This window comes from Streptomyces polyasparticus (assembly GCF_014493765.1).
GTDB classification, from domain to species: domain Bacteria; phylum Actinomycetota; class Actinomycetes; order Streptomycetales; family Streptomycetaceae; genus Streptomyces; species Streptomyces polyasparticus.
In genome coordinates, this window is the sequence record NZ_JACTVJ010000025.1 from 144,169 (window position 1) to 156,837 (window position 12,669).

The window sequence follows — 12,669 nt, forward strand, 5'->3', positions numbered from 1 at the left end:
GTCAGACCCCGGCCAGCTCCCGCACCGCCACCACGTCCATCCGCGCCGGCGACCCCAGCGCGCCGCCGCAGCTCTCCGGCCGCGGCGGCTCGGCGGCCTTCTGTACGACGGTCACGGACCAGGCGCGGCCGTCCCGGTGGGCGACGGTGAGCTGCCACTGCGGAGCGGCGCCTTCGCTGCGCACGACCGAGAGCGCCCCGGCCCGGCACTCGCCGACGGCCTTGCGCACCGCGAGCTCGGCGGCCTGGCCCGGCCGGTCCCAGGCGGAGTTGCCGCGGCAGCCCTCGGTGACGATGCGGCCCTCGCGTACGGAGCGCAGGACTTCCTTGACGGCGGCGGCATCGAGCCTGCCGTACGCGTAGCCGTACGGCAGGACGAGCAGCGTCGGCGAGAAGCGATGGCCGCCGAGATGGGTGATCTCCCAGGCGCCGCTCGCGCCGCCGGAGGCAAGCTCTGCCGCGAGCGGGCGGCCGAGCAGGGCGCAGCAGCGGTCGCGCTTGCCGTTGGTGCAGACGAGGGCGAGCGGTGCGCCGGTGTGCTCTCCGCCCGCCAACTCCGTGTCGAACGAGGCGACTTCACCGCGTCCGAGCGCCGCGAAGTCCAGCGCAAGAAGCTGCGCGGGATCCGTGACGACGGCGCTGTGCAGCCAGGCGCCGTCCGGCCGGACATGGGCCGCGTACACCTGGCGCTCGACCGGCGAGTGGGAGTCGGCGTGCCGGCCGGGGCGGCGGATCAGTGCGATCCGTACGCCGGTGTCCTTGGCGGCGGCCTCCAGGGCGGCGCCGAGCGCGGGGTCGAGGTGGCTCGAGGTGAGCGCCTTGGCACCCCAGGGGCCCGGCTGCTCCAGAAGCAGCCAGGTGGTGGCGGTGGCCGCGGTTCCCGCGACGGGCTCGCCCAGGTCGCGGGAGGCGGTGGCGCACGTAGTCACATAGGTGAGCCTAGCCTGACCGGGCGAGGGTGTTCGTAGGACTGTGCGCCTCCGCTGCGGGGTGCGTGGGAGGAATCCACAAGGTGATGCCGTGGCCGTACCGGAAAGGTGTTGTGAATTCTCGCGCGCACGCCGCAAATCATCGACAGGTGACCGTCATGGTTCGTGCCGTCAGTCGCGAATCGCCTGCGCGGTCGAACCCCGCACCACCAGCTCGGGCTCGAAGAGCAGCTCCTCGGACGGCACCGAACTGCCCGCGATCTGCAGCGAGAGCAGCTCCACCGCCGCGCGGCCCATCGCCTCGATGGGCTGGCGGACCGTGGTGAGCGGCGGCTCGGTGCAGTTCATGAACGCGGAGTCGTCGTAACCGACCACGGAGATCTCCCGCGGTACGTCGAGCCCGCGCCGGCGGGCCGCGCGCACCGCGCCGAGCGCCTGCGGGTCGCTCGCGCAGATGAGTCCGGTGACGCCGGCGTCGATCAGCCGGGTGGCCGCGGCCTGACCGCCTTCGAGCGAGAACATCCCGCGCACCACGTGCTCGTCGGGCAGCGAGCCGCCCGCCGCCTTGGCCGCCGCGCGCGCCCCGATCAGCTTGCGCTGCGAGGGCATGTGGTCGGCGGGGCCGAGCACCAGGCCGATGCGCTCGTGGCCGAGCGAGGCGAGATGACGCCAGCTCTGTTCCACGGCCGAGGCGTCGTCGCAGGAGACGGCGGGGAAGCCGAGATCGGCGATGGCCGCATTGATCAGGACCACCGGGATATTGCGGGCGGCGAGCTGCTTGTAGTGGTCGTGCGGGGCGTCGGCCTGCGCGTACAGACCGCCCGCGAAGACGACGCCGGACACCTGCTGCTGGAGCAGCAGCTCGACGTAATCCGCTTCGGAGACCCCGCCCTTGGTCTGGGTGCAGAGCACGGGGGTGAGGCCCTGCTGGGCGAGGGTGCCGCCGATGACCTCGGCGAACGCCGGGAAGATCGGGTTCTGCAGCTCGGGCAGGACGAGGCCGACCAGGCGGGCGCGTTCGCCGCGCAGCTGGGTCGGCCGTTCGTATCCGAGCACATCGAGGGCGGAGAGCACTGACTGCCGGGTGGCCTCGGAGACGCCGGGCTTGTTGTTGAGCACCCGGCTGACCGTGGCCTCGCTGACCCCGACCTTCTTGGCCACTTGAGCAAGTCGTCGCGTCATGGACGCAAGATTAGCGCAAGCTTTGCACTCTGCTTGCGGGAAGTCAGAGTTGGATGCAGAGAGCTACGCGCCTGCCCGCGGTCCGCGCGCCCGGGCGGTGGTCTCGGTCGGCGCCTAAGCGCCGGTCTCGGTCCGCAGCGCCTGGCTGGTCTCCTCCGCACGCCGCAGATGCTGTTCCGCGCGGTCGCCGAGCGCCTGAAGGACCCCGGTCACCACCGTCTCCACCACGGCCAGCGCCGGTACGAGGGTGTCGTAGGGAGTGGTGGCCGCGCCGACCTGACTGGGCAGCACCACATCGGCCACGGCGGAGACCGGCGACAGCCAGTGGTCGGTGAACAGGACCACCTTGCCGCCGCGCCGCGCGACCAGGGTGGCCAGCGCCAGCGACTGCTGCTCGTACCGCCGGAAGTCGAAGATGCCGAGCACGTCCCGGCGTCCCGCGTTGGCGAGTTCGGCGGTCCGCTCCACCTCGCCCTCGGGCAGCAGCCGTACGTCGTCACGGACCTGGAGCAGATGCAGCCCCAGGTAGCGGGCGTGCAGTGAGCTGAACCGGCCGCCGGTGAGCAGGACGCGGCGCTTGGGATCGGCCAGGAGGTCGACGGCACGCTGCAGGTCGGCCGGCGGCAGTGCTCCGTACGTGGAGTCGAGGGCGGCGGCGTGCGACCGGGCCGCAGCGGCCAGGAGCTCATCGGCGGGGGAGTCGCCGCGCGCCGCGAACCCCGTGGCCGTGTACAGCGAGAGCGGCGATGCCTCGCGCTGGTCGAGTTCGTCGCGCAACGCCTGCTGGAACTCCGGGAATCCCCGGTAGCCCAGCCTGTTGGCGAAGCGCACGACCGTGGGTGCGCTGACGCCCGCGCGGTCCGCGACCTTGGCCACGGTCTCCAGACCGGCGGCCGGGTATGCGGCGAGCAGCGCGCGGGCGACCTTGCGCTCGGCCGGGCTGCACTCGCCCAGCCGGCGCCGGATCGCTTCGGCCACCGTGCCCGGAGCTGCCGGCTCCTGGGGTACCGGCTCCTGGGCCACCGGTTCCTTGGCCACCGGCTCACTCCTCGGTCTCTTGCGGGTCGGGCTTCGTGTTCGGGGTCCGGGGGAGCTGATCACGCCCCCGGACCCCGACCCTATCGGCGCCTCATCAGGGGGCGTACACGTCCACGAGCATGCCCTGCAGCGTGGAGGGCCTGCGGCCGTCGGCGGTCCACGCGGCGTAACCGGCCGAGGGCTTGCGCAGCTCCACCGCGAACTCGGGGCCCGTCTCGTACGTGTAGTCGGTCATCCGGGTCGAGCGCCCGCTGAGCGCGAGGTCCCCGGCGTTGTCCGTGAACACGTACGAGGCGAAGACGTCGTCGGTCGCCCGGCGCGCATACCGGTCGCGCGGCACTAGGGGCGCCCGGCCCGACGCGGGGGTGATCCCCCAGGTGTACGGGTTGTAGCGGTCACCGGCCGTCAACTGGCCGTATTTCACGGCGGAGATGCCCCACTCGCCGTTGTCCGTACGGGGGGCGGCGGTGCGCAGGTCGAAGACGAAGACCGCCCGTTCGCCCAGCACCGTCAGGCTCTCCTGGCCGGTGCCGACGCCGGCCACCTCCAGAGCCGTGTTCTCGTCGATGCCGAAGAAGCGGCTGTGGCCGGTGTCGGACGCCAGCCGCAGGGAGCGGCCCTGGCGGCCGCGCGCCGCGAAGTGGGTGTCGACAAGGCCGTGGGAGAAGAACCCGAACCCGCCGCCGGCCAGATAGCCGAGGCGGGTGGCGTCCTCGAACCAGCCGGGACTCGACCCGTCGCGCAGCGCCTCGTAGCTCTCGCCGCCGGTGATCATGTCGGCGCCGGCCTGGATCTGCGCTCCCGCGCTGGTGCCCGCCACGACGCCGCCCGCGGCGAGGCGCGCGCGGACGGCGGCGAGTACGGCGGTGTCGCCGCCGTCGGACCGCTTGAGGACCGTGGCGTACCGGTACTGGTCGCCGCCGCCGAGGAAGAACCCGGTCATGCCGGAGGCCTTGGCGGCCAGTGCCGCGTCCTCGGCGGCGCCGGGACGGCCGGCGTCGATGGGCAGCCACTCGGCGGAGCCGGCGCCGTGCCGTTTGAGCAGGTCGGCGTAGAACGCGCCGTTGGCCGCCGCGTCATCCGGGTGGGAGCCGGTGGTGAGGACACCGAAGCGGGCGCCGCTGCCGCCCGCGGCGGCCACGATCCTGCCGTAGACCTGGGTGTTGGTGTCGGCCAGGGCTCCGCCGATCAGAAAGAGCGTGCCGCCGGTGGCGGACGCGGTGGTGCGACGGTTCGCCGCCGTCGCGGGTGCTGCGGTCGCGGCCGCCGCGGTGAGGGCGCCGGCCGCGAGGGTCAGGAAGGTGCGGCGGGAGTGGGCACGGGGCCGCGGTGCAGAGGGCGAGTGCGGACGGGGGTGTGGTGCAGAGGGCATGCGGTCCTCCACGAGGGAAAGGGGGATGGGTGGGTGTTCTTGGCGCGGCTGTCGCGCGGCTCAGCGCCGCGGCCCCGCGCCGAGCCGGGCGATCAGCGCGGCGAGCAGGGTGCCCCGGGGCACGACGCTCGCCAGGTCGAGCCACTCAGCCGGGCTGTGATCGCCGCCGCCGACCGGGCCGAGGCCGTCGAGCACCGGGACGCCCGTGCCTGCGGCGAAGTTGGCGTCGGCGACGCCGCCCGTCTCGGCGGCGCCGAGGGCGAAGCCGAGTTCGGCGGCGATGCCGACCGCCATGGCGGCGAGCGCCGTGCCGGACGAGGTGTGCTCCAGCGGCGGACAGGCTTCTCCCCGGACGACCTCGGCGGACGTGCCGGGCACCCAGATGCGGGTGGCGAGCGACTCGATCTCCCGTACGGCGGCGTCCAGTTCGGCCTGACCGATGGCGCGCACCTCGGCGTCGAGCACGGCCTCGTCGCACACCACGTTGGTGCGCGTGCCGGCCCGGATCCGCCCCACGTTGACCCCGGCGATCCGCTGCAGCGCCACGACCAAGTGGGCCGCGGCCAGGGCCGCGTTGGCGCCGCGTTCGGGTTCGACCCCGCTGTGCGCGGCCCGGCCGCGGACCGTGATACGCAGGTCGACCGCGCCCTTGCGGGCGACGACGATGTCGCCGTTCTCGCGCGCGCACTCCAGGCACAGGGCAAAGTCGGCGCGGGCGGCGAGCGACTCCGTGAGGGGGCGGCTCGCGGGGGAGCCGATCTCCTCGTCCGGCGTGAGGAGCACGGTCAGTTCGGCGTAGTCCTCCGCGTCCGCGTCGGCCAGCGCCCCGGCGGCGAGCAGACCGAGCAGGAGCCCGCCCTTGTCGTCGCAGACGCCGGGCCCGTACGCGATGCCGTTCTCGATGCGCATCGGGCGCGCGGCGGCCGTACCCCGCTCGTACACGGTGTCGAGGTGCGCCATCAGAAGGATGCTGCGGCCGTGCGGGAGCCGGCCCCTGCGGCGGGCCACGACGGCACTGCCGAGCGCGGAACCCGGCGCGCCCGCCATGGGCACCACCCGTACCTCGAAGCCGAGTTCACGCAGCCGGGCCGCGGCGAACGCGCCCGCCTCGTCGACGCCATCGGCGTCGTGGCTGCCGCAGTCGATGGCCGTCATCGTGCGCAGATCGGCCACGAAACGCTCGTAGCGGCCGGCCGCGGCCTCGCGCAGCATCCCCAGACGCACGTCCTCGTGCGCGGGGGCGCTCACAGGACCTTGGCCAGGAAGGAGCGGGTGCGGTCCTGCCCGGGCCGGTCGAGCACGTCGCGCGGCGCGCCCGCCTCCACGACCACGCCGCCGTCCATGAACACGGCGGTGTCGGCGACCTCGCGGGCGAAGCCCACCTCGTGCGTGACCACGATCATCGTCATGCCGTCGGCGGCCAGGCCGCGCATCACGTCGAGCACCTCGCCGACGAGTTCGGGGTCGAGGGCGGAGGTGGGCTCGTCGAAGAGCATCAGCTTCGGTTCCATCGCCAACGCCCGTGCGATGGCGACGCGTTGCTGCTGTCCCCCGGAGAGCTGAGCCGGATAGTGACCGGCGCGATCGCCGAGGCCGACCCGGTCGAGCAGGGCGTGCGCCTGCTCGCGGGCGGCGGCGCGGGAGAGGCGACGGACCCGTACGGGCGCCTCCGTCACGTTCTCCAGGGCGGTCATGTGCGGGAAGAGGTTGAAGCGCTGGAAGACCATGCCGATGTCGCGGCGCTGCACCGCGATCTCGCGCTCCGCCAGCTCGTGCAGCAGGTCGCCGCGCCGCCGGTAGCCGATGCGCTCGCCGTCGACGGTGATGCTGCCGCCGTCCACGCGCTCCAGATGGTTCACACAGCGCAGGAAGGTGGACTTGCCGGAGCCGGAGGGGCCGAGGAGACAGCAGACCTCGCCGCGGGCGACGGTCAGGTCGATGCCCTTGAGGACCTCGACGCTGCCGAAGCGCTTGGTCACGCCCTGGGCCACGACCATGGGGGCGGTCATGCCTTGTTTCCCTTCCGTATACGGGTGTGGGTACGGGGACCGCCGGGGCGGGCCGCTCGTACGGTCAGCAGCCGGCGCAGCGCGGACGGACCGGCGGCCGAGGCGCTGCCGCGCCCGTAACGCCGCTCCAGCCAGCCCTGCGGGACGGACAGCAGCGAGACGAGCAGCAGGTACCAGAGGGCGGCGACCACGAGGAGCGGGATGACCTTGTAGTTCTGGGCGTACACGTCCTGGATGTTGGACATCAGGTCGTGACCGGCGATCACCGAGACCAGGGCCGTGGTCTTGAGCATGGTGACGGTCTCGTTGCCCATCGGCGGCACGATGACCCGCATGGCCTGTGGCAGCACCACGCGGCGCAGCGTCAGGCCGGGCTTCATGCCGAGCGAGTGGGCGGCCTCCGCCTGGCCGGGGTCGATGGACTGGATGCCGCCCCGGATGATCTCGGCGGCATACGCGACCTCGTTGAGCCCGAGGGCGAGCAGCGCGGCCACCGTCGGGGTGATCACCGCGGAGGTGGAGGCGGAGTAGAAGGTGATGTCGGTGAAGGGGATGCCGAGCATCAGGTTCGGATAGAGCGCGCCCAGGAAGCCCCAGAAGATGATCTGGACGAGGATCGGGGTGCTGCGGAAGAACCAGACGAACAGGCCTGCCAGCGTGGACAGTACGGGGTTGGCGGAGAGCCGGAGGACGGCGACCACCGTGCCGCCCGCCAGGCCGATGGCCATGGCGGCGGCGGTGAGCCAGAGCGTGGTGACCAGGCCGCTGAAGACCGTCTCGTGGAACAGGTACGCACCGACGGTCGGCCAGTCCAGATTCGGATTCTTCGCGAGGGACCACAGGGTGCCGCCGCCCGCGACGAGCGCCACCGCGGCGGCGGCCCAGCGGCCCCGGTGCCGCATGGGCACCGTGCGCAGCTGCTCGTGCGGTACGTCAGGTGCGGTGGGCATCGCGGCGGGTGTGCCGGAGACGGAGGGGACGAGGCTCATCTTCAGTCCACCGCCGCGTTCTTGGTGGCCTTGTCGAGACCGATCGAGGCGACGCCGTACTTGTCGAGGATCTTTCCGTAGGTGCCGTCGTCCATGAGGCTCTGGAGCGCCTTGAGCAGGGCGTCCGCGAGACCGGGGTGCTTCTTGGTGACGGCGATGCCGTTGGGCGAGGCGTTGTAGCCGCCCTTGGCCCCGGGATCGTCGACGAGGTCGAACGTGCCGCCGTCGCCGACGGTCTTGGCGATGTATCCGGCCGCGGGCTTGGTGATGACGGCCGCGTCGGCCTTGCCGCTGCTCACGGCGAGCTGGGTGTCGGAGTCCTTGGGATAGGTCTGGAGGTCGATCTTCCCCTTGCCCGCCGCGGCGCACTTCGGCTGCTGCTCCTTGACGAAGTCCGCCTGGTTGGTGGCCGCTTGGGCGGCGACCTTGTGCCCGCACAGGTCGAGGGCGGCGGTGATGCCCCGCGGGTTGCCCTCCTTGACGAGGACGCCCGTGCCGGAGACGGAGTAGTCGACGAAGTCGACCACCTGCTGGCGCTGCTTGTTGTCCGTCATCGCGGAGATGGCCAGGTCGAACTTGCCTGCCTGGATGGCCGGGATGATCCCGTCGAACTTCTGCGGGGTGAATTCGATCCGCAGGCCGAGCTTGCCGCCGAGGGCCTGGGCGAGGTCGTAGTCCAGGCCCGTGATCTTCGTGCTGCCCTCCTTCTCGAACATCTCGAAGGGCGGGTACGGCACGTCCGAGGCGACCCGCAGCACGCCGGCGTCCCGTATTGCCGGGGGGAGCGCTTCGTGCAGGGCCTTGTCCTCGGCGACCGCGACACCCGCGACCTGTACCGGCTTGCCCGCGGCAGCGCCGGGCGCCGCGTCCTCGGCTCCGGTGCCGGAACCGCATGCGGCGATGAGGGCGAGTGCGGCGGCGAGGGCGGTGGAGCCCGCGGCACGGCGGGCGAATGCCTGGGATGAGGGGGTGCGCAGGTGAATGGGCATGGTGGGTCCTTCTCATGGATCCGCGATGACGAGACAGACGTTACAGATCGCTGGCTGAATTGAATAGATGTAACGTCTGTAACAGTGCTGGGTGCGGTGTATCCATGGCCTCGGCGGGGGTGATCGCCTGGCGGGACTGGGACTGGGACTGGGACTGGGACTTGGACTGAGGCTGGGAGCGGGACCGGGACTGGGGCTAGCGCTGCGGCGTGGGCAACGGCTGGGGCGGGCGGGCTCCCGTGTACTGGCCGCTCGGGCGCATCCGCAGCGGCCGCTCGCCGTACTCCTCCAGGGCGTGCGCGATCCACCCGGCCGTACGGGCCACGGCGAACACGGTCTCGCCGGCCTCGGGCGGCATCTTGCCTGCCACGGTCAGTACGGCGAGCGCGAGATCGACGTTGGCGTACAGCTCGGTGTGCCGGGCGGTGGTGGCCACCACGTCGTGCGCCGCGTCCAGCGCCGCACGCGCCTCCGGCACCTCGGCGAGCGCGGCGAACAGGGCCTGTGCGCGCGGATCTTCCCGCGGATACAGCCGGTGGCCGAGCCCGGGCACCCGCCGGCCCGCCCGCAGATGGTCGGCCACGACGGCGGCCGCGCTGCCCCGGTCGAGGACCTCGGTGAGCATCCGGTGCGCCAGACCGCTGGCCGCTCCGTGCAGCGGGCCTTCGAGCACGCCGAGACCGGCGGAGACCGCGGCATACGGATGGGCGCGGGCCGAGGCCGCGACCCGTACCGCGAGCGTGGACGCGGCGAGGTCGTGGTCGATGAGCAGCACAAGTGCCTTGTCCAGGGCGGTCATCCAGGGTCCGTCGGGCGCACGCCGGGTGAGCCTCGGCCACAGCCGGCCGGCGATCGTGTGCTCGTCGCGCGACCAGTGGCCCACGGTGGGCAGGGCGTCGACGAGGGTCGGCACCAAGGCGCGGGCGGTGCCGAGTACGGCCTGCTCGTCGAGGTCGAAACGGAGGGGGTCGGCCGCCGCCGCGGCGATGGTGGCGACCCGGAGCCGGTCCATCGGCCCGCTGTGCTCGGGCAGTGCCTGCACGGCCCGGCGTGCGGCGCCGACGATCTCCTCGGGGGCGGTGAAGCGGACCTCCTCGCGCAGCACCCCGGTCCACAGCCACTCGGCGACCGGCTCGTACGTGTAGTGCCCGGCGAGCTCGGTCGCGTCGACCCCGCGGAAGTAGTAGCCGTCCGGCTCGATCAGTGTGATCCGGGTCCTCACGGCGAGCTCGCCGGAGGCCGAACTCGCCGCTGCGGAACGGGTGTTGCGCCGGGCCAGCGCTTCCACTTCCTTGACGTCGAAGGTGGATCCGCGCCCGTTCGTCTCCCGTTGGCTGCTCAGCAGCCCCCGGCTCACGTAGGCGTACACGGTCTCGGCCTTCACGCCCAGCCGCTCCGCCGCCTCCTTGGTGGACAGCCGCCGGCTGCCGCCCTGCTCACCGCTCATGGCCTCACCGTATCCGTCATCGCTATGCATTGATTCAATCAATATTGACAATGATGAAGTCAAGGATAGACAGTCGAATCAAGACGTGGACAGAGGAATGCAGAGCGGCAGGAATGCAGCGCAGCAGGAATGCAGCGCAGCAGGGATGCGGCACAGCAGAGGGGAGCAGGGCAATGGCGCAAGGTCTGATCGGTGAGGTTCCGCGCGGGCTGGCCGGGGTGGTCGTCACGGACACCGCGCTCGGGGACGTACGAGGCCGCGAGGGCTTCTACCACTACCGCCAGTACTCGGCCGTGGAGCTTGCGGAGCACCGCGGCTTCGAGGACGTATGGCATCTGATGGTGCACGGAGAACTGCCGGACGCCGCACAGCTGCAGGCTTTCACGGAGCAGGCGGCGGCCCTGCGCGCCCTGCCCGGCGAGGTGGCCGCGGCGCTCCCCGCGATCGCGCGGGCCTCGGCGCTCTCGGGCCCGCTGGCCGGGCTGCGCACGGCGCTGTCGCTGTTCGGTGCGGCCAAGGGGTTCAGGCCGGTGTACGACATCGACCCGGAGCGGCGCCTCGCGGACACGCTGGCGGCGAGCGCCGTCGTGCCCACCCTGCTCACCGCCCTGCACCGCCTGGCGCAGGGCCTGGAGCCGATCGAGCCGCGCACGGACCTCTCGTACGCCGCCAACTACCTCTACATGCAGACCGGTTCGGTGCCGGACGCGGCGCGCACGCGAGCGATCGAGCGCTACCTGATCTCCACGATCGACCATGGATTCAATGCGTCCACCTTCACGGCCCGCGTCATCACCTCCACCGGGGCGGACGTGGCGGCCTGTCTGGTGGGTGCCGTCGGCGCTCTCTCGGGGCCTCTGCACGGTGGTGCGCCCAGCCGGGCGCTCGACACCCTGGACGCGATCGGCACGCCGGACCGTATCGACTCCTGGATCAGGGAGCGGGTCCTGGCCGGTGACCGGATCATGGGATTCGGCCACCCCGTGTACCGCACGGAGGATCCGCGCTCGCGGATGCTGCGGGGCATCGCCCGGGAATTCGGCGGCCCGCTGGTCGAGTTCGCGATCGAGGTGGAGCGCCAGGTGGAGGCGATCCTGGCGGAGCTGAAGCCGGGCCGCGAACTCCACACCAACGTCGAGTTCTACGCGGGCGTGGTCATGGAACTGTGCGGCCTGCCCCGCGAGATGTTCACCCCGACGTTCGCCGCGGCCCGGGTGGTCGGCTGGAGCGCCAACATCCTGGAACAGGCCGAGGACTCGAAGATCATCCGGCCGGCGGCGCGGTATGTGGGGGCGGAGCCGCCGACGAGTGTCCCTACTCTCGATCGGCCGTGAATGTCAGCGGCTTCCGATGATTCATCCTGATAGGTGGTTCATTCTGAGCCAATCTGACTGCGTCAAGCTCCCAGGCTGTACGGATTTCGGCCAGCGGGGCCCATGTCAGCCGAGGTTCACGAATGGCTCAATGTGAAGCGTGGTGCGCGCGTGCAGGTTTAGTCGTGCGTGCAGGGCAGGCTTAAATGCCCTGTGACCATTGATCCAAACGCTCGCGTGCGCCGACGCCTCGGTGCCTCTCCTGCTCAGCGCGGAAGCCTCAGCGGAAGCAACTGCCCCGACATCTTCGAATTGTCGGACGGTTCCTTCGCCATCATCGGTACCGACCGTACCGACCTCCTCGAGGGCAGCCTGCCCGCCGATGCCTCACGCGGTGCTCACGAGCGGATCGTGGTCATCACCCGCGAGACCCTACTCAGGGCAAAAAGTGATATCCCGGACGCCTGACACATCCGGCGCTCACGCCTCATACCTCTCAGACACTGGCTTCGACCCCCAAGGCCCGGTACTCGCTCCCCGAGCGTGCGTACCGGGCCTTCGCATGCCCTCGCGTCAGTTCCCGACCACCCACCACTCGTCGGAGTCGGACTCGTCGAGGAGATCCGCCAGCTTGTCGACCTCGCGTCCGATCCGCGCCTCGTCCGACTCGTCGTCGAGAGTGAGGCGTTGAGCACGGGTGGCGTCCCAGTACTCGCGGAAGACCTCGTTCTGCAGCATGCCGCGTACGTAGCCGATGAACTGCTCCTCGGTGATGTTCTCGATGCGCCAGGCCAGGAGAGCGTTGGTGTACATGGCGTTGGCGAACAGATACTGCCGGCGTCGCTCGTCGGTGACATTGCCACCGTGGAGATCGAAGACGGATGCGAGCGAGGGGTCGCTGAGGGCCTTGCCCAACAGGTCCAGCTGGAGCTGCTGCTGAGCTATCAGCCGGTTGTGGCGATCCTGTCGCTCCAGATGTTCGAGCAGGCGCTGCTGTATGTCGGCGTTCACCCCAGAACTCTGTGTGGCCATGTCAACCCTCGATTCAGGCGACCGTCCGCCGGCCGTCGGGTGCGGGGCGACAGGGGAGCGGGACCGGCGAGCGGTGGGCGGTGCGCTTGCCACCCTCCAGGGTGCCGAGCGGCTCTGGTCGGCGGGAGGGCGGAGAGGACGGCGCACAGTCGCGTACTGATGTCGTGACATGCGCCGTGCAGGTTCTGTGCCCCGCAAGCGGTGCTAACAATCGTTTACTGCGGGCAACTCGATGAAAAAATCTGCACTGAGTGCCGGAAGCGAGGGCTCCCCAGGGCCCCGAGTGCCGCAAGTGAGAGCTTGCCTATGCTGTTCCGGTTCCCCTCACGCCGTACGAAAGGCGCAGCGTGTCCGAGTGGCAGATTTCCGG

Annotated in this window: 12 protein-coding genes; 2 read left to right on the plus strand and 10 right to left on the minus strand. The window is 71.3% G+C overall.

Features of this window, described 5'->3' with window-relative positions:
- Position 1 precedes the first annotated feature (1 nt).
- The 9 genes from H9Y04_RS38215 to H9Y04_RS38255 form a co-directional block, all read right to left on the minus strand.
- The gene (locus tag H9Y04_RS38215) at positions 2 to 928 is read right to left on the minus strand and encodes a ferredoxin family protein (RefSeq protein WP_187818802.1); all 927 of its coding nucleotides are present in this window, start codon (positions 926 to 928) and stop codon (positions 2 to 4) included.
- Positions 929 to 1,099: 171 nt separating this feature from the next.
- Positions 1,100 to 2,110 (minus strand): LacI family DNA-binding transcriptional regulator, encoded by a 1,011-nt coding sequence (locus H9Y04_RS38220; protein WP_187818803.1) that lies wholly within the window; start codon positions 2,108 to 2,110, stop codon positions 1,100 to 1,102.
- A gap of 114 nt (positions 2,111 to 2,224) precedes the next feature.
- A complete protein-coding gene (locus H9Y04_RS38225) occupies positions 2,225 to 3,148 on the minus strand; it encodes a MurR/RpiR family transcriptional regulator (RefSeq protein ID WP_308801712.1) in 924 nt (307 codons plus the stop codon).
- A 94-nt stretch (positions 3,149 to 3,242) separates the two neighbouring features.
- Positions 3,243 to 4,520 (minus strand): cyanophycinase, encoded by a 1,278-nt coding sequence (locus H9Y04_RS38230; protein ID WP_187818804.1) that lies wholly within the window; start codon positions 4,518 to 4,520, stop codon positions 3,243 to 3,245.
- Between the two features lie 60 nt (positions 4,521 to 4,580).
- Entirely contained in the window at positions 4,581 to 5,768 is a 1,188-nt protein-coding gene (locus H9Y04_RS38235; protein WP_308801714.1) for a M20/M25/M40 family metallo-hydrolase, read from the minus strand.
- A complete protein-coding gene (locus H9Y04_RS38240) occupies positions 5,765 to 6,529 on the minus strand; it encodes an amino acid ABC transporter ATP-binding protein (RefSeq protein ID WP_306660213.1) in 765 nt (254 codons plus the stop codon). The genes H9Y04_RS38235 and H9Y04_RS38240 overlap by 4 nt, the downstream gene beginning before the upstream one ends.
- Positions 6,526 to 7,518, minus strand: coding sequence for an amino acid ABC transporter permease (locus tag H9Y04_RS38245; RefSeq protein ID WP_187818805.1), 993 nt, complete (start codon positions 7,516 to 7,518; stop codon positions 6,526 to 6,528). The genes H9Y04_RS38240 and H9Y04_RS38245 overlap by 4 nt, the downstream gene beginning before the upstream one ends.
- 2 nt (positions 7,519 to 7,520) lie before the next feature.
- On the minus strand, positions 7,521 to 8,507 hold the full coding sequence (locus H9Y04_RS38250) for an ABC transporter substrate-binding protein (protein WP_187818806.1): 987 nt from the start codon (positions 8,505 to 8,507) through the stop codon (positions 7,521 to 7,523).
- Between the two features lie 196 nt (positions 8,508 to 8,703).
- A complete protein-coding gene (locus H9Y04_RS38255; protein ID WP_187818807.1) occupies positions 8,704 to 9,954 on the minus strand; it encodes a citrate synthase in 1,251 nt (416 codons plus the stop codon).
- Between the two features lie 173 nt (positions 9,955 to 10,127).
- Here H9Y04_RS38255 and H9Y04_RS38260 point away from each other — a divergent pair, with 173 nt between their 5' ends.
- Together H9Y04_RS38260 and H9Y04_RS38265 are read left to right on the plus strand one after the other, a co-directional pair.
- The gene (locus tag H9Y04_RS38260; protein WP_187818808.1) at positions 10,128 to 11,288 is read left to right on the plus strand and encodes a citrate synthase/methylcitrate synthase; all 1,161 of its coding nucleotides are present in this window, start codon (positions 10,128 to 10,130) and stop codon (positions 11,286 to 11,288) included.
- A gap of 192 nt (positions 11,289 to 11,480) precedes the next feature.
- Positions 11,481 to 11,735 (plus strand): hypothetical protein, encoded by a 255-nt coding sequence (locus tag H9Y04_RS38265; protein WP_308801715.1) that lies wholly within the window; start codon positions 11,481 to 11,483, stop codon positions 11,733 to 11,735.
- Positions 11,736 to 11,840: 105 nt separating this feature from the next.
- On the opposite strand, the gene H9Y04_RS38270 is transcribed toward H9Y04_RS38265, so the two are convergent.
- A complete protein-coding gene (locus H9Y04_RS38270; protein WP_187818809.1) occupies positions 11,841 to 12,278 on the minus strand; it encodes a DUF6082 family protein in 438 nt (145 codons plus the stop codon).
- Positions 12,279 to 12,669: the final 391 nt, after the last annotated feature.

Coding starts and splice junctions, on each gene's coding strand:
- H9Y04_RS38255 (WP_187818807.1), bottom strand. CDS start 9,954: ATGAGCGGTGAGCAGGGCGGCAGCCGGCGGCTGTCCACCAAGGAGGCG.
- H9Y04_RS38220 (WP_187818803.1), bottom strand. CDS start 2,110: ATGACGCGACGACTTGCTCAAGTGGCCAAGAAGGTCGGGGTCAGCGAG.
- H9Y04_RS38260 (WP_187818808.1), top strand. CDS start 10,128: ATGGCGCAAGGTCTGATCGGTGAGGTTCCGCGCGGGCTGGCCGGGGTG.
- H9Y04_RS38230 (WP_187818804.1), bottom strand. CDS start 4,520: ATGCCCTCTGCACCACACCCCCGTCCGCACTCGCCCTCTGCACCGCGG.
- H9Y04_RS38240 (WP_306660213.1), bottom strand. CDS start 6,529: ATGACCGCCCCCATGGTCGTGGCCCAGGGCGTGACCAAGCGCTTCGGC.
- H9Y04_RS38245 (WP_187818805.1), bottom strand. CDS start 7,518: ATGAGCCTCGTCCCCTCCGTCTCCGGCACACCCGCCGCGATGCCCACC.
- H9Y04_RS38250 (WP_187818806.1), bottom strand. CDS start 8,507: ATGCCCATTCACCTGCGCACCCCCTCATCCCAGGCATTCGCCCGCCGT.